Source organism: Shewanella sp. GXUN23E (genome assembly GCF_050865035.1).
In the GTDB taxonomy this organism is placed as follows: Bacteria; Pseudomonadota; Gammaproteobacteria; order Enterobacterales; family Shewanellaceae; genus Shewanella.
This window is the reverse complement of sequence record NZ_JBOZWP010000004.1, coordinates 1-23,187: the sequence shown is the minus strand read 5'-3', so window position 1 is coordinate 23,187 and position 23,187 is coordinate 1. Positions and strand designations below refer to the sequence as shown.

General features: G+C 53.5%; 21 protein-coding genes. 6 read left to right on the top strand and 15 right to left on the bottom strand.

Annotated features, from left to right (window positions below):
• Positions 1-10 precede the first annotated feature (10 nt).
• From mltB to leuS, 9 genes are all read right to left on the bottom strand, one after another.
• On the bottom strand, positions 11-1,015 hold the full coding sequence (gene mltB, locus ACRRUX_RS05245; RefSeq protein WP_432527910.1) for a lytic murein transglycosylase B: 1,005 nt from the start codon (positions 1,013-1,015) through the stop codon (positions 11-13).
• Positions 1,016-1,036: 21 nt separating this feature from the next.
• A complete protein-coding gene (rodA, locus tag ACRRUX_RS05240) occupies positions 1,037-2,143 on the bottom strand; it encodes a rod shape-determining protein RodA (RefSeq protein WP_432527908.1) in 1,107 nt (368 codons plus the stop codon).
• Positions 2,140-3,999: a penicillin-binding protein 2 gene (gene mrdA / locus ACRRUX_RS05235; protein ID WP_432527905.1), complete on the bottom strand. Its 1,860-nt coding sequence runs from the start codon at positions 3,997-3,999 to the stop codon at positions 2,140-2,142. The genes rodA and mrdA overlap by 4 nt, the downstream gene beginning before the upstream one ends.
• Before the next feature lie 308 nt (positions 4,000-4,307).
• Positions 4,308-4,778: a 23S rRNA (pseudouridine(1915)-N(3))-methyltransferase RlmH gene (gene rlmH / locus ACRRUX_RS05230; protein WP_432527903.1), complete on the bottom strand. Its 471-nt coding sequence runs from the start codon at positions 4,776-4,778 to the stop codon at positions 4,308-4,310.
• On the bottom strand, positions 4,778-5,104 hold the full coding sequence (gene rsfS / locus ACRRUX_RS05225) for a ribosome silencing factor (protein WP_432527901.1): 327 nt from the start codon (positions 5,102-5,104) through the stop codon (positions 4,778-4,780). The genes rlmH and rsfS overlap by 1 nt, the downstream gene beginning before the upstream one ends.
• Before the next feature lie 81 nt (positions 5,105-5,185).
• A complete protein-coding gene (gene nadD, locus ACRRUX_RS05220) occupies positions 5,186-5,845 on the bottom strand; it encodes a nicotinate-nucleotide adenylyltransferase (RefSeq protein ID WP_432527899.1) in 660 nt (219 codons plus the stop codon).
• 2 nt (positions 5,846-5,847) lie between these two features.
• Complete coding sequence (gene holA / locus ACRRUX_RS05215; RefSeq protein ID WP_432527897.1) at positions 5,848-6,882, bottom strand: DNA polymerase III subunit delta; 1,035 nt, start codon at positions 6,880-6,882, stop codon at positions 5,848-5,850.
• Entirely contained in the window at positions 6,882-7,406 is a 525-nt protein-coding gene (lptE, locus tag ACRRUX_RS05210) for an LPS assembly lipoprotein LptE (RefSeq protein ID WP_432527895.1), read from the bottom strand. The genes holA and lptE overlap by 1 nt, the downstream gene beginning before the upstream one ends.
• 29 nt (positions 7,407-7,435) lie before the next feature.
• Positions 7,436-10,027 (bottom strand): leucine--tRNA ligase, encoded by a 2,592-nt coding sequence (gene leuS, locus ACRRUX_RS05205; protein WP_432527893.1) that lies wholly within the window; start codon positions 10,025-10,027, stop codon positions 7,436-7,438.
• Positions 10,028-10,361: 334 nt separating this feature from the next.
• On the opposite strand from leuS, the gene ACRRUX_RS05200 reads away from it, so the two are divergent.
• The 3 genes from ACRRUX_RS05200 to ACRRUX_RS05190 all read left to right on the top strand — a co-directional run bounded on the left by ACRRUX_RS05200 (position 10,362) and on the right by ACRRUX_RS05190 (position 13,572).
• Positions 10,362-10,862, top strand: coding sequence for a zinc ribbon-containing protein (locus ACRRUX_RS05200; protein ID WP_432527891.1), 501 nt, complete (start codon positions 10,362-10,364; stop codon positions 10,860-10,862).
• A gap of 253 nt (positions 10,863-11,115) precedes the next feature.
• On the top strand, positions 11,116-12,246 hold the full coding sequence (locus ACRRUX_RS05195) for a pyridoxal phosphate-dependent aminotransferase (RefSeq protein WP_432527889.1): 1,131 nt from the start codon (positions 11,116-11,118) through the stop codon (positions 12,244-12,246).
• A 120-nt stretch (positions 12,247-12,366) separates the two neighbouring features.
• On the top strand, positions 12,367-13,572 hold the full coding sequence (locus tag ACRRUX_RS05190) for an EAL domain-containing response regulator (RefSeq protein ID WP_432527887.1): 1,206 nt from the start codon (positions 12,367-12,369) through the stop codon (positions 13,570-13,572).
• A gap of 119 nt (positions 13,573-13,691) precedes the next feature.
• On the opposite strand, the gene lnt is transcribed toward ACRRUX_RS05190, so the two are convergent.
• From lnt to ACRRUX_RS05160, 6 genes are all read right to left on the bottom strand, one after another.
• Positions 13,692-15,254 carry an apolipoprotein N-acyltransferase gene (gene lnt, locus ACRRUX_RS05185; protein WP_432527885.1) on the bottom strand — a complete coding sequence of 521 codons (1,563 nt, stop codon included), beginning with the start codon at positions 15,252-15,254 and terminating at the stop codon, positions 13,692-13,694.
• Positions 15,255-16,133, bottom strand: coding sequence for a CNNM family magnesium/cobalt transport protein CorC (gene corC / locus ACRRUX_RS05180; protein WP_432527883.1), 879 nt, complete (start codon positions 16,131-16,133; stop codon positions 15,255-15,257). It abuts the gene before it with no gap.
• 31 nt (positions 16,134-16,164) lie between these two features.
• Positions 16,165-16,626 carry an rRNA maturation RNase YbeY gene (ybeY, locus tag ACRRUX_RS05175; RefSeq protein WP_432527881.1) on the bottom strand — a complete coding sequence of 154 codons (462 nt, stop codon included), beginning with the start codon at positions 16,624-16,626 and terminating at the stop codon, positions 16,165-16,167.
• Entirely contained in the window at positions 16,616-17,656 is a 1,041-nt protein-coding gene (locus ACRRUX_RS05170) for a PhoH family protein (RefSeq protein ID WP_432527879.1), read from the bottom strand. Before ACRRUX_RS05170 ends, ybeY begins: the two co-directional genes overlap by 11 nt.
• 124 nt (positions 17,657-17,780) lie before the next feature.
• Entirely contained in the window at positions 17,781-19,208 is a 1,428-nt protein-coding gene (gene miaB, locus ACRRUX_RS05165; RefSeq protein WP_432527877.1) for a tRNA (N6-isopentenyl adenosine(37)-C2)-methylthiotransferase MiaB, read from the bottom strand.
• Positions 19,209-19,348: 140 nt separating this feature from the next.
• Complete coding sequence (locus ACRRUX_RS05160) at positions 19,349-19,651, bottom strand: hypothetical protein (protein ID WP_432527875.1); 303 nt, start codon at positions 19,649-19,651, stop codon at positions 19,349-19,351.
• A 201-nt stretch (positions 19,652-19,852) separates the two neighbouring features.
• Here ACRRUX_RS05160 and ACRRUX_RS05155 point away from each other — a divergent pair, with 201 nt between their 5' ends.
• From ACRRUX_RS05155 to ychF, 3 genes are all read left to right on the top strand, one after another.
• Positions 19,853-21,031 (top strand): FAD-dependent oxidoreductase, encoded by a 1,179-nt coding sequence (locus tag ACRRUX_RS05155; protein WP_432527873.1) that lies wholly within the window; start codon positions 19,853-19,855, stop codon positions 21,029-21,031.
• Between the two features lie 215 nt (positions 21,032-21,246).
• Positions 21,247-21,834: an aminoacyl-tRNA hydrolase gene (pth, locus tag ACRRUX_RS05150; protein ID WP_432527871.1), complete on the top strand. Its 588-nt coding sequence runs from the start codon at positions 21,247-21,249 to the stop codon at positions 21,832-21,834.
• A gap of 100 nt (positions 21,835-21,934) precedes the next feature.
• Positions 21,935-23,026 (top strand): redox-regulated ATPase YchF, encoded by a 1,092-nt coding sequence (gene ychF / locus ACRRUX_RS05145; protein ID WP_432527869.1) that lies wholly within the window; start codon positions 21,935-21,937, stop codon positions 23,024-23,026.
• The last annotated feature ends 161 nt before the right edge of the window (positions 23,027-23,187 follow it).

Here is a 23,187-nt window from a genome sequence, read left to right as displayed (position 1 = left end):
GAGACGAAAATTAGCTTTGGTTATGGGCATGTTTGAGTTGCTCACTGAATTGGTATACTGCCATGGCATAAAGAGGACTGCGATTATAGCGGGTGATTACATAAAAGTTATTCAGCCCGAGCCAATATTCTGTTTTTTCCGCCTGTTCCAGCGCCACCAACATGGCTGGCTGGTTGACATCCAGATCCTGATTTTGCTTCAGACTCAGTTGTGGGCTGAGTATTTCCGCCACTGTCAGCTCCAGCTTCTCACCACTCCAGATTTTGGCCCCGGGTGCCCCTTCGTTGATCAATGGCAGGGCGACGGGCTGGCCTAGTTGCCAGCCATGCTCATGGAAATAATTGGCGACTGACCCTATGGCATCCACCGGATTGCCCAGCAAATCCCGTTGCCCGTCACCGTCGAAATCCACGGCATAGTGGCGATAACTGGAGGAAATAAACTGACCATAGCCCATGGCACCGGCGTAAGAGCCTTTGAGATCATCAACGGATAACTGCTCTTCCTTCACCAGCTGCTGCAATTGCCCCAGCTCTGAACGGAAAAAATCAGCTCTTGGCGGATAGTGGAATCCCAGCGTGTAAAGGGCGTCGCGCACGGGATATTTACCCATAAAGCCGCCATAAAAGGTCTCAATACCTATGATGGCGACAATGATTTGCGGGTCAACGCCATAGGTTTTGGCGGCGCGCTCAATGGTTTGTTCATGTTCCTGCCAGAACGTCAGACCGGCAGCCAGGCGCTTGTCGGTCAGAAACAGCGGATAATACTGGTACCAGGGTTTGGCTTCCCAAGGGCGGGAGATGGCATCCAATACCGCCTGATCCAGTTTGGCCGCGGCGAGAAATGCCTGGGTTTCATCTGCGCTGAAACCTTTTTGTTCCTGAGTGCGGATAAACTCTGCAGTCAGCTCGGTCTGATTTAACATGGGCTGCTCTGCCGGCGGGTTTGCCTGGGCGACGGCGCTGAGCAGCATGGCGCCCAGAGGCGCCAGCAGTGCGGAAATTCTTGTCATTATTGTCGTCTCTTGTCCGTATTAACGGTCGATAAAGCGCCTGTGGGTATGGATGCTCATCAATACACCAAAGCCAATCATCAGTGTCAGCATTGAGGTACCACCGTAACTGATCAGTGGCAGAGGTACCCCTACCACAGGCAAAATGCCTGACACCATACCTATGTTTACAAATACATATACAAAGAAGGTCAGCGTAATCGAACCTGCCACCAGACGGGCAAAACTGGTCTGGGCCCGGGAGGCGATGGTCAGTCCCCTGCCAATAATGAAGATATATAACGCCAGCAGCAACAGGCTGCCTATCATGCCAAATTCCTCACCAATTACGGCGAAGATGAAGTCGGTGTGACGCTCGGGCAAAAACTCCAGCTGGGACTGGGTGCCTTCCAGCCAGCCTTTACCCCAGAAACCGCCGGAGCCGATGGCGATTTTGGACTGGATAATATGGTAACCGGCTCCCAGCGGGTCTTTTTCCGGATCCAGCAGGGTCATTACCCGGGTACGCTGGTAGTCGTGCATCAGGAAGAACCAGAGGATAGGCAAAAACGCCAGTACCGCGACGACGACACCGCCGACAATGGTCCAGCTCATGCCGGACAAAAACAGCACAAATACCCCGGATGCAGCCACCAGAATCGAGGTACCGAGGTCCGGCTGACTGGCGATCAGCAGTGTGGGCACCAGCAAAATAGCCACTCCTCCGGCAAGGTGACGTTTCTTGGGCGGCAGCGGAAACTTGCTGATATACCAGGCCATGGTGAGGGGGAAGGCGAGTTTCATCAGCTCAGATGGCTGAAACTCCATAAATCCCAGATTAAGCCAGCGCTGGGCACCTTTATTGATTTCCCCAAAGAAGTGCACCGCCAGCAGCAGGATTACCCCTATCACAAAGATCGGCGGTGCCCAGCGCCGCAGCACTTCGGGGTTGATTTGCGCTACGGTCAGCATCACCAGCAATGACAGGCCCATGCGGATCATCTGCCGATCCATCATCGCCAGGCTGCCGCCACTGGCGGAGTAGATCACAAACAGGCTGAAGCCGAACAGAATAAGGATGCCGCCCAGCAGCGGCAGGTCAATATGGATGCGTTGCCAAAAGGTCTGGCGACTTGGATGCGCACTCATTTCTTGGGCTGCTCCTTGGGTTCACGAAGAATATACTCATCCAGCATGGCGCGGGCGATGGGACCCGCATTGGCGCCACCCCAACCGGCGTTTTCCAGTACTACCGCCAGCACGATTGTGGGTTTCTCATAGGGGGCATAAGCCACGATCAGCGCGTTATCCTTGAGATTTTCATCTATGTTGTCGGCATCGTATTTGGCATCCTGGGCCACCGAGAATACCTGCGCAGTACCTGTCTTCATCGCCGCCGTGTAGTTGGCGTCGTTGAACCGGGATTTGTGTGCGGTCTGGCGCATGGCGTTGTTGATGATGTCCCAGTTTTTGGGATTCTTCAGCACCAGTGGCGGCATCTCATCGGTTGGCGTTTTCAGCGTGCCATCCTCCTGGGTCATGGCCTTCATCAGGTGCGGGGTAAAGCGTTTGCCCTTGTTGGCCAGAATTGCGGTCGCCGCCGCCAATTGCAGGGGCGTGGTGGTCCAGTAACCCTGGCCGATCCCGACGGAAATGGTATCGCCAATCCACCATGGCTGCTTGTATCTTGCCCGTTTCCAATCCCGGGATGGCATGATGCCTGACGCTTCCTCGTAAATATCGACGTTCGATGGCTGGCCAAAGCCAAACTGAGTCATAAATTCAGAGATTTTGGTGATCCCCAGTTTGTAGGCCAAATCATAGAAGTAGGTGTCACAGGAATCGACAATTGAGTGGTACACGTCCACCCAGCCATGCCCCCAGCGTTTCCAGTCGCGGTATTTGTGCTCTACTCCGGGTATTTGCCAGAAACCCGGGTCCCAGATGCGGGTCTTTTCCGTCACTGCGCCGTCTTCCAGACCCAGCAATGCCATAATCGGCTTGACTGTCGATGCCGGGGCATACTGTCCCTGGGTGGCCCGGTTGATCAGCGGCCGAGAGCGGTTGTTGAGCAGCTCACTGTACGCCTTGCCGCTGATGCCATGGACAAACTGATTGGGGTCATAACTGGGGCTGGAGGCCAGCGCCAGAATGCCACCGTCGGTGGGGTCGATAGCGACAATACTGCCCCGTCGGCCATCCAGCAGCTCCATGGCTTTCTGTTGCAGTTTCAGATCAATAGTCAGGTAAATATCCTGCCCAGGCTTGGGCTCAACCACTTTAAGCGTGCGGATACTGCGACCGCGGTTGTTGACCTCTTCTTCCAAATGTCCGGGCTTGCCATGCAGGATAGGTTCATAAAACTTTTCGATGCCCTGCTTGCCGATAAACTTGGTGCCGGCGTAGTCACTCCACTCGCCGCTGCGCTCCAGCGCTTCGCGATCGCGGGAGTTGATACGGCCCACATAGCCCAGGGCGTGGGTCAGGGTTCCGCCAAAGGGATAATGGCGTTTCAGACCGGCTTCCACTTCGACGCCGGGGAAATTGTGCTGGTTAACACTGAAGATAGCCACTTCCTCTTCGCTCAGGCGGGATTTCAGTGTCAGCGGTTTGAAGCGGCGGTGATGTTTGAGCGATTTGGTAAAGTCTTCCCGCTCTTCATCACTGATCTCGATAATCGCGGCCAGCCCATCCAGAGTGGCATTCATATCTTTGATTTTTTCTGGCACCAGCTCCAGCGAATAGAAGGGCTGGTTTTCCGCCAGCAGCACACCATTGCGATCGTAAATCAGGCCACGACTGGGGGGCAAAGGCAGAACCCGGATGCGGTTGTCATCGGAGCGGGTGGAGTAATCGGTAAAGGATGTCACCTGCAGGTGATAAAGGTTGCCCAACAATATGGCCACCATGATGATGACGCAGGCAAAAGTAAACAGCGCCCGGCGCTTGAACAGGGACGCCTCGGCGGCGTGATCATGCATGGTAATGCGCTTTCTTGGCGACACTTATGCTCTCCGACCAGTTTACGGGCCACAAATTTGTGGCCAAATTGAATACCAATCCGCACCGCGTTTTTCCCGGCGTGATGCCCGCCGTTTGAGTACCGGCCGGAACCGAAAATGTCACTGCGCGGCTGGTGCAAAACGCCCCGGTGCTGCCGGTCTGTGGCCGACCGGTTCCCGCAGGACAAGTTCAAGAGGCTACCGACTGCCCGGTTTTATGTCGATTTGTGCCGGTACATCTTCAACTTTCATGCCTGCCATACGCCACTTGGGCGTGCTCAGCGACGGCACTCCTGTGTGGATTGGTACTGTTATTCTCTGTGATACGGGTGGTTGTTGTTGATGCTCCAGGCCCGGTACAGACTTTCTGCCACCACAATCCGCACCATGGGGTGAGGCAGGGTCAGGGCTGACAGACACCAACTCTGGCTGGCCGCAGCTTTACAGGCTGGCGCCAGACCTTCCGGTCCGCCGATCAGCAGGCTCACATCCCGGCCATCCAGTTGCCATTTACTCAGCTGCGTTGCCAGTTCGGGTGTGGTCCAGTGCTTGCCGGGCAGATCCAGGGTCACTATATGATTCCCTTTGGGAATGGCAGCCAGCATCAGCTCGCCTTCTTTCTGCAGAATGCGCGCAATGTCGGCGTTTTTTCCACGCTTTCCGGCTGGAATTTCAATCAGTTCCAGCGCCATATCCCGCGGGAAGCGGCGCTGGTACTCTTCAAATCCCCGGGTTACCCAGTCAGGCATTTTGGTGCCGACTGCCACGAGTTGCAGCTTCATCAGACGCCTTCAGACCAGAGTTTTTCAAGCTGATAGAAATCGCGGGCCTGCTCCTGCATGACGTGCAGAATCACACCGCCGAAATCCACCAAAACCCATTCGCTGCCGTCACGGCCTTCAACACCCAGGATTTCAATATTGGCCTGCTTGGCTTCTCTTATGGCGTATTCGGCCACGGAGCGCACGTGGGTACTGGAGGTACCTGAGCAGATCACCATGTAATCGGTAATCGTAGATTGACCGGAAACATCAAATGAAACAATATCTTTGGCTTTAAGGTCGTCAATTTTGTCGACGACAAATGCTTTCAACTCCGCGCTTTGCACGTAAGCTTTCCTCACTATGAACACAAAAAACAGCCCGGCATTATACGGCAAGTGTCCGCAGTAAGCGACCAATCACTTGCTTTACCGGGGGCTGGCCTGATACAGCCCATGAAGGCGGATATAGTCCAGAACTTCCTTTGGCAACATATCTGCCGGTAAGTTCCCGATTTTCATCGCCTGGCGGATTGCCGTGGATGAGCAGGGGCGGGGAGTGACATCCAGCAGCTGGATTTGTCCGGCGATACCCTGAGTCAGTTGAGCCACAATTGCCTGATTGATGACCTTGGGTAATTGAGCGCGATCCGGTTGCCAGCCAGGACGGGTGCAAACGGCAAACTGACAGAGTGTCAGCAGCTGTTGCCAGGCGTGCCAGGACGGCAGATTTTGCAGGCTGTCCATGCCCATCAGAAATACAAAATCGCACAGGGGAAAGCGTTGGCGCAGCTCGGTTAAGGTGGTAACCGAGTAGCTGGGAGCTCCGTCCGCTGCCAGTTGCAGCTCGATATCACACAGTTTCAGACCCGGCGTGGTGTCACACACTGCCTGCACCATCGCCAGCCGGTGCGCGGCATCTGTGATGCTGCTGGCTTTGTGGGGCGGGATAGCATTGGGCATCAGCCAGACTTCATCCAGTCCCAGTTGTTGTTTCACTTCCAGTGCCGGTTTGATATGGCCAAAGTGAATGGGATCAAAAGTGCCTCCCAGCAAGCCAATCCATTGGCGCTTTGTCACCACAGTCATGTTCAGACAACCTCGATATGTGCCAGCTGCCTGTGGGCGGTGGGATCAAACAGCAGACACAAATGACTCATGCCGACCCAATCCTCTTCACCCTGTTGCTTGAGTTTGGCCTCCAGGGTGGCTGCCAGTGCCAGCATCTGCTCGATTTGTGCCAGTGTCAGACGATTGAGTGCCGACTGATACAGGGGTTTGCGCTTATCCCAGATCCGCAGGCTGCTCCACATGCTGTTTAAGTTGGTGCCGGTTTCCTGCGCGGATTTGAGTTTGAGCAGGATTGCCAGCTCTTTGAACATGGACCACAGTATGATAGGCATGGCGGTGCCTTCTGCCTTGAGCTGTGCCAGCATATGCAGCGCCCGGCTCTTGTGATTCTCCAGCAGCGCGTCGGTCAGCTGAAAGACGCTGAATCGGGACTGATCTTCAAAGTAGTGACTGAGCTGCTCGGCTGTCAGTTCGCGGTCATCGGCCAGCAGCTTCAATAACTTAAGCGCCTGATCTGCGGCCAGCAAATTGCCTTCATACAGGTTGAACAGCAGGGCTTTAGCATCCCGGTTGAGCTTGAGAGCCATGGTATGAATACGGCCATCGAGCCAGCGCTGGAACTGGGCGCCTTCCGGAGTTGCACAAGGCAGATACATTCCCACCGCATCGAGCGCCTTGAACCATTTGGTTTTGGTTTGCTCCTGTCCCAGTTTGGGGCCAATCAGCAGCAGTATGGTGTCCGGACTTGGCTGAGCCAACAGCTGTTGCAGCATAGCGCTGCCATCTGTGCCGGGTTTGGCGCTCGCCAGATGCAGTTCAATGATACGGCGTGAAGCAAACAGGCTCATGGCCTGATATTCCTGCTCCAGTTGGCTCCACTGAAAACCCGTGTCCTGGGTATCCAGGGTAATACGTTCATCGAAGCCCTGTTTACGGGCGGCGGCAATGATTTGTTGCTTACAGTTTTCAGTGAGCCAGGGGTCATCACCGAACACCAGATAAACAGATTTGAGGGGGGAAAGCTGGCGGGCCAGTTGATCTGGGTAGACCCGCATCAGTTCACCTCGATAGAGGACAGGGTTTGCACTATGCGGTCTGCGGCCTGGATCCGCATTTCTTTGGTCAGCAGTTCCATTTCACGGCTTTTGGCCAGCGCTGTACGGGGATCGTCCAGATAGTCACGGCGGATTTCCACGTTGTAGTAACCCGGATCCCGACCCGGCAGGGTGACGGCAAATTCCACCTGATAAATGAGTTCGTACTCAGCCACATTGCCGGTGGGATAGAGTGACAGGGTCGCGCGCTCCAGTGAGTCACGGATCAGACGCAGATCGGCGACCTTCTTATCTGATGCGACCAGTGCGACGTTACTCAAACGCAGACGCTCACGCACCAAACGGGTCAGCTCACTGTATTCGTCCTGACTGCTCAGGTGCAGTGTGGTCAGCTGCGGCGGAATTTGATAGCTCCGCTGCAGCTGAAAACCACAACCGGCACTGGTCAGAATAACCAGTGCCAGCAGTGCCGAACCCAGGGCTTTAAGTGAAAAGCTGCTTAACGACAGACTTTTTTTCAGCATAAGCTTGGGGGTTTCCTTATCGCTCAGGATCAGTTGGCAACAATGTTCAAAAGCTTACCCGGCACATAGATGACCTTGCGGACAGTCTTGCCTTCGGTGTGCTTCTGCACCTGCTCTTCAGCCATACCCAGCGCTTCGACTTCTTCTTTGCTGGCATCTGCCGCAACAGTGATTTTAGCGCGCAGTTTGCCGTTCACCTGCACCACGATGAGCTTGGAGTCTTCCACCAGAGCAGATTCGTCAACCTCCGGCCAGCGGGCATCTTCGATGTTGCCTTCGTTGCCCAGCTCGTTCCACAGACTGAAGCTCAGGTGTGGAGTGATTGGGTACAGCAAACGTACCACGGCAGACAGGGCTTCGCTCATCAGTGCACGGTCCTGCTCAGACTCGACAGAGGCTTTTTGCAGGTGGTTCATCAGTTCCATCACCGCAGCCACTGCAGTGTTGAACATCTGACGGCGGGCGATGTCGTCCGACACCTTGGCGATGGTCTTGTGCAGCTCGCGGCGCAGGTTCTTCTGATCCGCATTCAGCGCAGCAACATCCAGCGCTACGGTTGGGCCAGCTGCGATATGGTCGTGAGCCAGTTTCCACAGACGCTTGATAAAGCGGTGGGCACCTTCAACACCGGACTCCTGCCATTCCAGCGTCAGCTCTGGCGGTGCGGCGAACATCATAAACAGACGCACGGTATCGGCGCCGTACTTTTCAACCATCACCTGAGGGTCGATGCCGTTGTTCTTGGACTTGGACATCTTGCTCATGCCGGTATAAACCAGTTCATGACCTTCGGCGTCAACACACTTGCTGATCCGGCCCTTGTCGTCACGCTCCAGCACGTTCACATCCAGCGGCGATACCCAAACCCGGGCACCTTTGTCGTTGGTGTAGTAGAAGGCATCTGCCAGTACCATGCCCTGAGTCAGCAGTTGCTTGGCTGGCTCATCAGAGTTCACCAGGCCGGCGTCACGCAGCAGTTTGTGGAAGAAGCGGAAGTACAACAGGTGCATACAGGCGTGTTCGATACCGCCGATATACTGGTCTACCGGCAGCCAGTAGTTGGCTTTGCTTGGGTCCAGCATTTCGTCAGCCTGTGGGCTGCAGTAGCGGGCGTAGTACCAGGAAGACTCCATAAAGGTGTCAAAGGTATCGGTTTCACGCAGGGCAGGCTGATCATTTACTGTGGTCTTGGCCCACTCTTTGTCTGCCTTGATGGGGCTTTGCACGCCGTCCATCACCACGTCTTCCGGCAGGATCACCGGCAGCTGATCTTCCGGGGTTGGGACAACCGTGCCATCTTCCAGGGTCACCATAGGAATTGGCGCGCCCCAGTAACGCTGACGGGATACACCCCAGTCACGCAGACGATAGTTCACCTGACGCTTACCTTTGCCTTCTGCAGACAGTTTGGCGTCGATAGCATCGAAAGCTTGCTGGAAATCCAGACCGTCCAGCTCTGGGAAAGAGTCGCCAGAGTTAAACAGTACGCCTTTTTCGGTGTAAGCCGCTTCAGAGATGTCAACTTCGCCATCAGCAGGCTTAATCACAGCTTTCAGGTTCAGGCCATACTTCTTGGCGAACTCATAGTCACGCTGATCATGAGCCGGTACAGACATCACAGCGCCGGTGCCATAGTTCATCAGCACGAAGTTGGCAGCAAATACAGGGACTTCTTCGCCGGTAAGCGGGTGGATGGCTTTCAGGCCGGTATCCACGCCTTTTTTCTCCATGGTCGCCAGTTCGGCTTCGGTGGAGTTGGCATTTCTGCACTCGTCGATAAAGGCCTGCAGCTCTGGATTGTTGGCTGCCGCTTTCTCGGCCAGTGGGTGCGCTGCGGCGATAGCCACATAGGTCACGCCCATCACTGTGTCAGGACGGGTGGTGTAGATATCGAAGCTTTCATCTGAGCCAGCGACCTTGAAGGTCATTTCGATACCTTCACTGCGGCCAATCCAGTTACGCTGCATGGTCTTAACCTGTTCAGGCCAGCCATCCAGAGTATCGATATCATTCAGCAGTTCTTCTGCATAATCAGTGATTTTGATAAACCACTGAGGAATTTCTTTCTGCTCAACTGTGGTATCACAGCGCCAGCAGCAACCGTCAATCACCTGCTCGTTGGCCAGTACTGTCTGATCGTTTGGACACCAGTTCACCGCAGAGGTCTTCTTATAGACCAAGCCTTTTTCATACAGCTTGGTGAAGAACCACTGTTCCCAGCGATAGTACTCAGGGGTACAGGTGGCGATTTCACGGCTCCAGTCATAGCCAAAACCCAGCATTTTCAGCTGGTTCTTCATGTACTCGATATTTTCATAAGTCCATGGGGCCGGAGCGGTTTTGTTGTTGATGGCGGCGTTTTCAGCGGGTAGACCGAAGCTGTCCCAACCGATTGGCTGCATCACGTTTTTACCCTGCAGGCGCTGGAAACGGGACACTACGTCACCAATGGTGTAGTTACGTACGTGACCCATGTGCAGTCGACCGGATGGATACGGGAACATGGACAGGCAGTAAAACTTTTCTTTGTTGGGATCTTCGGTTACTTCGAAGGTCTTGTTATCGGCCCAGTGCTTCTGCACCAAGGGCTCGATAGCTGAAGGATTGTATTGTTCTTGCATCGATCTCTTCCGGCCTTGCCGCTTGATTTTTGATCTTGCGCTGTTTCTGCGCGATTGGATCTGCATAGAATAAACCAAGAGGGCTTTATACCCAAGTGACTTGAAGCAGGTGAATGGCTCAGAAAGGTGTTAATTTGCCAGTGCGTCTTTACAGGGGCGAGTCAATAGTGAAAAGCCCGGCGTATTTAGGGTAACTTAAGTCTGGTTAATACAAGCGTTGTCGTGATGATGTCTGAGTTATGATGTTAAGGATGCTGCAGGTTGGGTGCCTGCAGCGGGATCTTGTCTGTAACCCGGACCGGCGTTGCCGGTATCTTTGAAAGGAGTATCGCCCATGAGTGACAAGAGTACCGCTTTACTGGGGCTGTATCAGAAGCTGATCGATCAGGTGAAAGCCCAGTATGCCGAGGACCCGGAACTGACGACCAAAGACTTGCTGGCCTCGGTAACCAGCAGCAGTGAGTTTCTTAAATTGAAACAAAGTGCTGACGAAGATGAATTGGCGTTGGTCGAACATTTTCTGAAACGTGACATCATCAGTTTTCTGTCGGAGCAGCATGCCGATGATGTGAGCTATAGCCCGACTTTGCTCACCATGGAAAGCACGCTCTGGCACTGGCTCAGTGAAATTACCGACCGCAGCCAGGTTGAATGGCATGAGCTGGCACGGGATTTGAAAACGGAAGGTCATTATCACAGCGGTGAGATCATCAATCAGGGCAAGGTAATTTGCACCCGTTGCGGCCATGCCATGGATATTGAGTTTCCAGGTGTGATCCCCGATTGTCCGCAGTGTGATAACGACGAATTCACCCGCGAAGCACTGGCGCCTTAGTTGTTGATATCCATCGGGAAACGTTGCTGAACGTTTCCCTGTTGGGAACAGTCTTTTAACATCCATGTTAATTATCCCATCCCTGTTGTCGCCGGAATTCAGAACGTCAGTGGGTGCATAGTTATCCTGCAAAAATGCTTTTTATTGCATAAATATTGTGATTTCAAGCAAGTAATTGCTTGTTCATGCTGGTGTTTTTATTTGTCTTTTTTATGATGCGGTAAGAATAAAAATTCAAATAAAGGTCTTCCCTATGCAATTGTCCCGTCGTCACTTCCTGTCTGCCGGTGCCGCCGTCAGCGCGCTGGCTATGGCTGGCTGTCAATCCTCTGCCTTACCCCATACCAGTCAAATGCCGGCTCAGAGCGGCCCGCTGGCCTTGAATTTCAACGAAAACAGTCTGGGTTTGCCGCCTGCGTCGATGAAAGCACTGCAACAGGCGTTGCCTCAGGCATTTCGTTATCCGGATGCGGCCAGGTCTGAACTGATGCAGGCTCTGGCTGAGTATCTGGGGTTACAGACTGAGCAGCTGATTTACGGCAATGGGTCGTCCGAGGTCCTCAAGATGAGTCTGGATGCCATGGCGACGTCCAATGCGCAACTGGTTATGCCAGACCCCACTTTCGGAGTGATAGAAGATTATGCTCTGGCGCGGGGGATGAAGGTGGTCAAAGTGCCACTGAATGCGGCTTTGCAAACTGATATCGCCGCTATGCAGGCGGCTGTGACAGGCCATAATGGCAAGTCGGTGGTGTACCTGTGTAACCCCAATAATCCAACTGGCCTGTTGTTGCCCGGTGGTGAGCTCAGGCAATGGCTGGGACAGGCCTCGGATAAGCTGGAGTTCATCATTGATGAAGCTTATGCCGAGTACGTTCAGCAACCTGAGTTTGAGTCAGCAATCACTCAGGTCAAGGCCGGTAATCCGCACGTTGCGGTTGCCAGAACCTTCTCGAAGATTTACGCCCTCGCCGGTTTGCGGGTGGGTTACGGGATTGCCGAAACCAGTATGCTCAATCGCATGACGGCGCAGGCCAGTATCGACAACGCCAATATCGCCGGTTGCGTTGCGGCCAAAGCGGCGCTGCAGGATAAAGACTGGCTTGCGCTGAGTATCAAAAACAATCAGCAGTCGCTGGCATTGGTGATGGAGACGCTCAATGCTCTGGGGCTCGAAGCGCTCCCCTGCAACGCCAACTTCATTTTCCACCGGATTAACTCCGACACCTCTGAATATCAGCAGCGTATGGCCGACGCCGGTATTCTGGTCGGACGGCAATTTAATCACACCAATGGCTGGAACCGGTTGTCGCTGGGGCGTCCCGATGAAATGGTGCGTTTTTGCAAAATGCTGATCCGTTTCCGTCAGCAGGGCTGGGTGTAATCTCTTCGGGCGGCAGACTCCTGTCGCCTGCAATTTTCTCCCGTATTTACACGGGCTTTTATGGCAACATCCAGCGCCATTGACTAGATTTAAAGTACTTCCCACAAGCTTCTATTGCCTATGTTGAAGGATAAACAGATAGTCGTCATTGATGACTCAAGGGCCATCTTGCTGCTGTTGCAATCCATGCTGGATAAACTCGGATATCATCAGGTTACCTGTGTTGACTCGGCGCAGAAAGCGATGAGCGTGATTGCCCGGCATCCGGAGCGGTATGCGTTAATCCTGACAGATCTCAATATGCCTGACATGGACGGTATTCAGGTTTTGCGCAGACTAGGGGAAATTGCCTTTAAAGGCGCCGTCGGCATTATTTCTGAGATGGAGCCCAGGATTATTACGCTGGCTGCTGAAATCGCCCAGTCGCACCGGCTGAGGATGATAGGTTGCGCGCCCAAGCCGCTGCAGCCGGATGATTTGAATGGCTTGCTGGTCAAAGCGGAAGAGTTGGTAGGACAGGATCGTACCAACCGTCAGGAGCTCAGTGAAACTGAGTTGCTTGAGGTCATCGAGCGGCATTGGATCCTGCCGTATTTCCAGCCCAAAGTGAATATGGTGACCAATAAGGTCGACAGTGTGGAAGTGTTAATGCGTATTCGCCGACCCGGAGAGGTGAATGCTATTACTCCCTGGCGATTTATCGATGCTGCCCAGCAATATCAGCTGCTGGATACCATGACATTTCAGTTGATTGGTAAAGCTATTCAGGCTTTTCCCGGGTTGAAAAAGATCTTTGGTGAGCAGGTGAAGCTGGGCATCAACTTGTCGCCCCATCAATTGGAGCGAGAAGACCTGGTTGATGTACTGGAGCGCCAGTTCAAGGGGCATGGTCTTATGCCTGAGCAGATTGTGCTTGAGATAACTGAAGAGCGGGCGCTGCGCAGCACGGCGCAGATGGAAACCCTCAACCGTATGAGAATGCGCGGATTTGGCGTATCGCTAGATGACTTTGGTACCGGATTCACCAACATCAACCAATTGCGTACCTTACCTTTCTCTGAGGTGAAGATAGATCGCAGTCTGATCATCAATATTCACCGGGATGCCTTTTGTCAGGCTGTGGTTCACTCGCTGGCGGATATTGCCCGGCAGCTGGATGTCACTCTGGTAGCGGAAGGCATAGAGCAGATTGAAGAGCTGAATTACCTGATGCACGCCTATGATCGCATGGTGATTCAGGGTTATCTGGTCTGTCGTCCAAGGCCGATGGAAGCGCTGGCGGCCTGGTATGCAAGCTGGACGAAGCAATTTACCAAAAGCCGCTAAGTACTTAAGCTAAATGGGGAAATTGACTGATATTCAGCATGATTGAGACTGGTTTTCAGTATTGAGCAAATAACATGCCTGTCATCAGAAAATAAAAATCCGCCCGAAGGCGGATTTTTTCATTGGGGTTCAGTCAGTCCAAGCAACCGCAGTCGACGGGCGATACTCAGTGCCAGCAGGCTGACACACAGGGCCAGAACAGGCCACTGTCCCAGTTGATTGAAGACTGTCATACCACGAACCAAAGGCACTTCGGCCTTGAGCACTCCGGCTTCAAACTGTGGCAATGAGTCCAGCACATTACCCTGATAGTCCACTACCGCCGTGACGCCATTATTGGTGGCGCGCAACAGCGGCCTGCCAAGCTCCACCGCGCGCATTCTGGCGATCTGCATATGCTGCAGTGGACCGTTGGACTCGCCAAACCAGGCATCATTGGATACGGTCAACAGCATATCGGTGTTGTCGTGCACATTGTCCCGTACCTGCTCAGGGAACGCGATTTCATAGCAGATTGCCGGCGCTAGCTGATAGCCCAGAGCACTCAGGTTGGGCTGCTGATAATCGCCCCGGGCAAATGACGACATAGGCAGGTTAAAGAAGGGAGCCAGCGGTCTGAGCAGTGTCTCAAAGGGCACGAACTCGCCGATGGGCAGCAGATGATGTTTGCGAAACTCATTCACGCCATCGCCTGCATAGTCACCTGAAGGAGCTTGCTTGCCAAAGTGATTGCCAAGCACAATCAATGAGTTGTAGAACTGATCATGCTGATAGCTGATGATACCGGTAATGATGGCTGCATGGTTCAGGTTGGCGGCTTTGTTGGCGTTAGCCAGAAAGTCACTGACCAGATATTCAGGCGCCGGAATCGCCGCTTCAGGCCAGATCACTATATCGGCATCCAGCACCGGGCGGGACATATCCATGTACTTGAGCATGGTTGGCCACAGATGATCCGGCTGCCATTTCATGCTCTGGGCAATATTGCCCTGCACAAGCGCGACTTTGACCGACTGATCTTGAGGTGTAATACCGTTAAGTGAAGGAACGGCAACCACGGCCAAAGCCAGCAGCGGCACGCTGACCGCCAGTGGTTTCCAGTGCTTGCGCAGCGCCAGTACCAAGGCGCCGGCGATAAAGGCCACCACAAAGCTGAGTCCCAACGTACCAATGATCGATGCCAAAGGGCGTAATGGGCCATCGGCTTGACTGTAACCGGCCCACAGCCAGGGGAACCCGGTCAGCATCCAGCCTCTGATCCATTCAGTCATGGTCCACAGCGCAGGAAACAGGGCCAGATAACGCCAGTGGTCAAGGCGCCGGCTCATGCGCTGCAATAATGCCCCTGCCAGCGCCGGATACAGTGCCAGATACAGCGCCAGCAACGCCATCAGGCCAATGGAGGCGAGCAGCGGCAGACCGCCATACCTGTCCATGCTGACATGTACCCAGCTGATACCGATACTGAAAGCGCCAAAACCAAAGCTCAACCAATAACCGAAGGCTGCTTTGGCACTGTGAGTTGGCATTCGCCACAGGGCAAAGGCCAGAGCGAGTGGATAAAGTACCCAGACATTGTAGGGTGCAAAAGCAAGCGCGGTACTGCCGCCGGCTGCATAGGCCGCAAGCAGTACCGCAACTGGATGGGACAGTAGCCTGTCCCGCATTGTGGTCAACAGCATTTAATTTTCTGTCGGTTCCGCCTCTGGGGGCGTGGGCAGGGTCGCTCTGAGTTGGATCAGACGACGGGTATCGGCATTGATGACCTTGAATTCAATATCATCAATGGTGATTTTCTCATTGCGTTCAGGCAAATGACCAAACGCATGAGACACCAGGCCACCTATGGTATCAAATTCTTCATCGCTGAATTGAGTGCCGAACTTCTCGTTGAAGTCTTCTACCGGGGTCAGGGCTTTTACCATATATACCCGATTGCCGACTTTACGGATTTCAGTCTCTTCGGCACTGTCGTGGTCGAATTCGTCTTCGATTTCACCCACGATTTCTTCCAGAATGTCTTCAATGGTGACCAGACCGGATACACCACCATATTCATCGACGACAATGGCCATATGGTAGCGCTGGGAACGAAATTCTTTGAGCAGTACATCGACCCGCTTGCTTTCAGGCACCACCACCGCAGGGCGCAGCACCTTGGACAGGGCAAAGGGTTCTTCGCTCATGTTAAAGCCATAGGCCAACAGATCTTTTGCCAGCAAAATCCCTTCGATATGGTCTTTATCTTCATTGACCACAGGAAAACGGGAGTGGGCGGAAGAGATAACAGTGGAGAGCAGCTGCTCAACATTGTCATTGATCTGAACGGCAACAATCTGGGCTCTGGGGATCATGATATCCCGTACGCGCAGATCGGAAACCTCCAATACACCTTTAATCATTTCACGGGTGTCTTCGGTGATCAGTTCGCGCTGTTCGGCGTCGTGGATCACTTCCACCAGTTCTTCGCGATTTTGAGGTTCGCCCTGAAAAAACTGACTGAAACGATTAAACCAGTTCTTTTTAGGGGCGTTTGTACTCGGGGGGAAGTCGTCACTCATAGTCTTGCTCTTAACCTGAAAAACAGGTTAATCATTGCTCCTTATAGGGGTCTTCAAAACCAAGGCTTTCAATCAGTTGGGTCTCTAATGACTCCATTTCTTCGGCCTCGGCATCATCAATATGATCATAACCTAACAGATGCAAACAACCGTGCACAACCATGTGTGCCCAGTGTGCCTGCAGCGGTTTGTGCTGATCAGCGGCTTCATTTTCAACGACCTTAGCGCAAATGACAAGATCTCCAAGCAGCGGCAGATCAAATCCGGGCGGCGCTTCAAAGGGAAAAGACAGCACGTTGGTGGACTTGTCTTTGCCGCGGTAGTCGCGATTGAGAGTCTGGCTTTCGGTCTCATCCACTATGCGGATGGTGAGTTCTGCCGCTTCCATGGTGTTACCCAGCGCGGTTCTGACCCAGGTTTCAAATTGTTCGGTCGAGGGCAGCGGATGTCCTTCAACGGCAACCTGCAAATCCAGCGATAACTCAAGACTCATGGTGGGTCTCCTCCAGCTTGTACTGACTGTCGGCAACGCCTTTGGCGGCCTGAACTTTTTGCTCGTGAGCCTCATAGGCTTCGACAATACGGGCGACCACCGGATGGCGCACCACATCTTTGGCCTGGAAGAAGTTAAAGCTGATCTCATCCACATTGCCCAGCACTTCAATGGCATGGCGCAGGCCGGATTTGGCGTTGCGTGGCAAGTCTATCTGGGTGATGTCGCCGGTGATCACTGCCTTGGAGTTAAAGCCGATACGGGTCAGGAACATTTTCATCTGTTCCACCGTGGTGTTCTGGCTTTCATCCAGAATGATAAAGGCATCGTTCAGGGTTCGGCCGCGCATGTAGGCCAGTGGCGCGACTTCAATGACGTTACGCTCAATCAGCCGCTCAACTTTTTCAAAGCCCATCATTTCAAACAGGGCGTCGTACAGCGGACGCAGGTAAGGGTCGACCTTTTGGCTTAAATCGCCGGGCAAAAAGCCCAGTTTCTCACCGGCTTCCACCGCCGGACGGGTCAGCAGAATTCGACGGATCTCCTGGCGCTCCAGCGCGTCTACTGCCGCTGCCACCGCCAGATAGGTTTTGCCGGTACCGGCCGGACCAATGCCAAAGGTAATATCGTGGCGCACTATGTTGGCCACATACTGACTCTGGTTGGGATTACGTGGCTTAATCACGCCTTTACGGGTTTTGATATACAGCGACTTGTCGTCATCCGGATCTTCCACTTCAAGAGAGATGGCTTCCTGAATGGCCATATGCACCTTGTCCGGCTCCAGATCCGGCGTACTGCCTTTGACTGGCTGGGTTTCAATGTACAGCTCTTTCAGCAGATTGTTGGCGGTCAGGCAGTTGCGCGGCAGACCGACGATTTTGAAGTGGTTGTTGCGGTAGCTGATCTCAACACCGATGCGGCGTTCAATTTGCTTGATGTTGTCATCGAAGGGACCGCACAGTGAAGCCAGACGGCGATTTTCGGCGGGTTCGAGGTACAAATTCATCGCAGTGAGTTTACTGGACAACGAATGCTCCCTGGTTGGCTTAGTGGTTGCGGGTCTGTGACTGACCCTGTCTATACCACTTATATTACTCTTAAAAAACAGCAAGGGCGACCATGAGGCCGCCCTTAGTCATCTCCCGGGAATGTTATTCGGGGATGTACTGGGCTACGCCCAGATTGTCATCCTGCTTGCGTTTGGCCAGGATGTCAGACGGACGCAAATCGCGGCGCAGATCCATCTCATTTTCGCCACGGATAAATTTACCACGCAGCGAGTTGGTGAATACATCCACAATTTCCACATCGACAAAGCTGCCAATGTGCTTGGGATCGGCTTCGAAGTTCACCACCCGGTTGGTTTCGGTACGGCCGCGCAGCTCCATGGGGTTACGCACTGAGGGACCTTCCACCAGAATACGCTGCACTGTACCCAGCATCTGCCGACTGTAGCGCATGGCCTGCTGGGTGATGCGGTCCTGCAGAATGGCCAGACGCTGCTTCTTCTCTTCCATATCCACATCGTCAGGCAAATCAGCGGCCGGCGTACCTGGACGGGCACTGTAGATGAAGCTGAAGCTGTGATCGAAATTCACATCTTCAATCAGCTTCATGGTGTCCATAAAGTCTTCCTGGGTTTCGCCCGGGAAGCCAACGATAAAGTCGGAGCTTATCTGAATGTCAGGGCGGGCCTGACGCAGACGGCGGATGATGGACTTGTATTCGATTGCCATATGATTGCGCTTCATCAGGGTCAGAATGCGGTCTGAACCGGATTGCACCGGCAGGTGCAGGAAGCTCACCAGCTCAGGGGTATCTGCGTATACGTCGATAATGTCCTGAGTAAATTCAATCGGATGACTGGTGGTAAAGCGGATGCGGTCGATACCATCGATGGCGGCAACATAGCGCAGCAACTCAGCAAAGCTACAGATTTCGCCATCGTGAGTGGCACCACGATAAGCGTTGACGTTTTGCCCCAGCAGGTTGACTTCACGTACACCCTGCTCAGCCAGCTGAGCGATTTCCAGGATCACGTCATCCAGCGGACGACTGACTTCTTCACCACGGGTATAAGGCACCACGCAGAAAGAGCAGTATTTGCTGCAACCTTCCATGATGGAAACGAACGCGGTCGGGCCTTCGGCACGCGGCTCAGGCAGACGGTCAAATTTTTCGACTTCCGGGAAAGACACGTCGATAACCGCTTTGTCGCCACGGCGAACCTGTTCAATCATCTCCGGCAGACGATGCAGGGTTTGCGGGCCAAAGATAATGTCCACGCACTGAGCGCGTTCTTTGATGGCTTTGCCTTCCTGAGACGCCACACAACCGCCTACACCGATGATCAGCTCAGGCTTTTTGTCTTTCAGGGTTTTCCAGCGGCCCAGCTGATGGAATACCTTTTCCTGAGCCTTTTCGCGAATCGAGCAGGTATTCAGCAGCAGAATGTCTGCCTCTTCTGCTTCTTCAGTCAGGGTATAACCCTGAGCTTCGCCCAGCAGGTCGGCCATCTTGGATGAGTCGTACTCATTCATCTGACAGCCCCAGGTTTTGATATGGAGTTTTTTACTCATCAGTGTGCTTCGCTCTTCGAACCAGGGTAAAAAATAGCGCAGCATTTTACCCATTCTGCCGGATACTGACCAGCATTTGTCCGAATTAATTTACTGACATGAATAACCGGCAAACCCCATAAACCATAAGGGATTGACGACTATCTTGCGTGGCTCACCAGCGACAGGCTGCCTGAAACCGGGATCTCATCACCGAAGGCTTTGATCAGCGACAGGTTTTGTTCCCTGACACTGTGGTAAGTATCGGTATCAAAGCTATCCATCTGTTGTTGAGACCATTCCTTGATATGGTGGGTTAAGGCATAATCCAGGCTGTGTTCATAAATAATTTCGATGCGCTCCATGCCCGCCAGGCCCGGTATAGAGCCCAGAGATTGTAAATTGGCATGGGCTGAGATCATTAAGATCAGGCTTAAAATAGCTGTGGTTATCAGGGTTTTCATTGCGTCCTCACTTATCCTAATGGGTGTCGCCATCATCGGCATGCACCATGATTTACTTTGAGTGTAGGCAAGGAATTCTCACTCCGTAGGTGAGGTTGTAAGCAAATGTGCGTGGTGTGGTCACAGGCAATGTTTGGAAACATTTCTCTTTGTCGGCTTAAGCGACAGAGCGAGCAAATATAAGAGTTGGATGAGTGTAAGATGCAGCATCTAGTACAGGACGTGGTGATAGTCGGCGGCGGCATGGTGGGCGCTGCGGCCGCTCTGGGGTTGGGCCAGTTGGGCTTTCAGGTCACCCTTATCGAGGCGTTTGAGCCTGAGGCGTTTGATGCCGCGCAGCCGCTGGATTTGCGGGTGTCTGCCATCAGTGTTGCCTCGGAAGCCCTGCTGGCGAAGCTGGGCGCACTGGAGGCTATCCATGACATGCGCAGTGTTGCCTACCAAGGGTTGGAAACCTGGGAGATGGAAGGGTTCATCACCCGGTTTCACGCCGACCAAATCCAGGCGTCTCATCTGGGCCATATCGTTGAAAACCGTATCATCCAGTTGGCATTGTGGCAGCAGTTGGCAAACTCTCCTTCAATAACACTCAAATGTCCGGCCAAGGTCAGCCGTTTTGAGCGTCATAACGACAGCATCACCGTGGTGCTGGACAATGATGACGCTATTGGGTGTCGTCTGCTTATCGGTGCCGATGGCGCCAATTCTCAGGTGCGGGCCTGGGCGGGGATCGGTATCACCGGCTGGGACTATGGTCAGCATGCCATGCTGATCAATATCGCTACCGAATGTGAGCAGCAGGACGTCACCTGGCAACAGTTTACCCCGGCTGGCCCCCGCTCGCTGCTGCCGCTGCCCGGCAAGTTTGCCTCGCTGGTATGGTATGACTCACCGGCGCGTATTCGTCAGCTCAGTCAATTGAGCCTGCCGGCGCTGCAGGCGGAAATCAAACAACATTTCCCGGCGCGGCTGGACAGGGAATTTACCGTGATTGACCGTGGCAGCTTTCCGCTGACCCGGCGTCATGCCCAGCGCTATGTGGATGACAATCTGCTGCTCCTGGGTGATGCCGCCCACACCATTAACCCGCTGGCCGGGCAGGGGGTGAATTTGGGCTTTAAAGACGTGGAAGCGCTGTTGACTGTGCTTGAGCGTGCCAAAACTGAAACAGCTTGGTGGGACAGGGCGGTGCTGGCGCAGTATCAGGATGCCAGATACCGGGACAATCTATTGATGATGACCACCATGGATGCTTTTTATGCCGGTTTCAGTAATGATCTACTGCCGCTGAAACTGCTGCGTAATATCGCGCTCAAGGCCGCGGACAATGCCGGCATCATTAAAAAGCAGGTACTTAAATACGCACTGGGACTCAAGTAAAGCAGGATAACTGCTCAGTGGTGAGCGTTATGATTACGGGGCCTTGAGCCCCGTTTTTTATGAACGGGCGGAATGATTTGGGCGCGGCGTCATCGCGGCTGATTAACCCTCGTTGCCGGAAATTTGTTGAGTGGCGCCATTGAGTGTTAAAATGCCGCGTTTTTGAGAAACCTGTGTAGCGAAAGCCGTCATCCGATGGCGTCAGAATAACAAGCATGAGTGAAATTAAACTGATTGTCGGCCTGGCCAATCCGGGCGCCGAATATGCCCAGACACGCCATAATGCCGGGGCCTGGTATGTAGAAGAGCTGGCGCGGATCTGCAATACCAGCCTGTCGCCGGACAGCAAATATTTCGGCCTGACAGCCAGAGTCACTTTGCATGGCAAGGATGTGCGACTGCTGATCCCGTCCACTTATATGAACTTAAGTGGCAAGGCGGTATCGGCGCTGGCGAATTTTTTCCGCATTACGCCGGAAGAAATTCTGGTTGCCCATGATGAACTGGATATGCCACCTGGCGTCGCCAAGTTTAAAAAAGGCGGTGGTCATGGCGGGCATAACGGCCTGAAAGATATCATCGCCAAAATGGGCAACAACAAAGAGTTTTATCGCCTGCGTATTGGCATTGGCCATCCCGGCGACAAGAACAAGGTCGCCGGTTATGTATTGACCAAGGCGCCACAGCCTGAGCAGGACAAAATCCTGGCGGCGGTGGATGAGTCGGTAAGGGCGACAGAAATCCTGTTTAAAGAGGGGATGGTCAAGGCCCAGACCCGACTGCACAGTTTCAAGGCTGAGTAATCCAGCCGGGATTGATAGATAATGGTGGCCCGCGCTGGCGGACCGGAACATTTTTCGCCTGACCCTGAGTCGGGCAACACTGATAGAGAAAGGTAAGACTATGGGTTTTAAATGCGGCATCGTTGGTTTGCCCAACGTGGGTAAATCAACTCTGTTCAATGCACTGACCAAGGCGGGTATCGAAGCGGCCAACTTCCCCTTCTGTACCATCGAGCCCAATACCGGTGTGGTGCCAGTGCCGGACCCACGTCTGGATGCGCTGGCTGAGATCGTTAAGCCTGAGCGTGTGCTGCCAACTACCATGGAATTTGTGGATATCGCCGGTCTGGTTGCCGGTGCTTCCAAAGGTGAAGGTCTGGGCAACAAGTTCCTGGCCAACATCCGTGAAACCGACGCTATCGGCCACGTGGTGCGTTGTTTCGATAATGACAACATTGTGCACGTTGCCAACCGCGTTGATCCCGCCGGTGATATCGAAGTGATCAACACCGAACTGGCACTGGCTGATTTGGACAGCGTTGAGCGCGCCATTGTGCGTCAGCAAAAGCGTGCCAAGGGCGGCGACAAAGATGCCAAGTTTGAAGTCGAAGTGCTGGAAAAAATGCGTCCGGTACTGGATCAGGGCCAAATGCTGCGTTCCATGGATCTGTCCAAGGAAGAGCTGGAAGCCGTTGGTTATCTGAACCTGCTGACACTCAAGCCAACCATGTACATTGCCAACGTGTCTGAAGATGGGTTTGAAAACAACCCACATCTGGATGCAGTGCGTGCTATTGCTGAGAGCGAAAATGCCGTGGTGGTTGCGGTATGTGCTGCCATTGAGTCTGAGCTGGCCGAAATGGACGCTGAAGAGCGTGATGAATTTATGGCGGACCTGGGTCTGGAAGAGCCGGGCCTGGATCGCGTGATCCGTGCCGGCTATGAGCTGCTGAATCTGCAGACTTACTTCACCGCTGGTGTAAAGGAAGTGCGTGCCTGGACCGTGTCTGTTGGCGCCACTGCACCTAAAGCGGCCGGTGTGATCCACACTGACTTTGAGCGCGGCTTTATTCGTGCCCAGGTCATGGCTTACGAAGATTTCATCCAGTTCAAAGGTGAAGCGGGCTGTAAAGAAGCCGGTAAACTGCGCGTGGAAGGCAAGACCTACATTGTTAAAGATGGCGATGTGATGCACTTCCTGTTCAATGTGTAATCACCGTTTTTAATCAAAAGGAGCTGTAAGGCTCCTTTTTTATGCCTGTGCTATCGATACGCCAGCCTGATAGTGTAGTAGTCTAATGAACCCGGACACCATTTTAGGTGGTACAGTTGCCACTTGATTAAGAGGTGTTTCATGACCAGAAAAAGACGTTT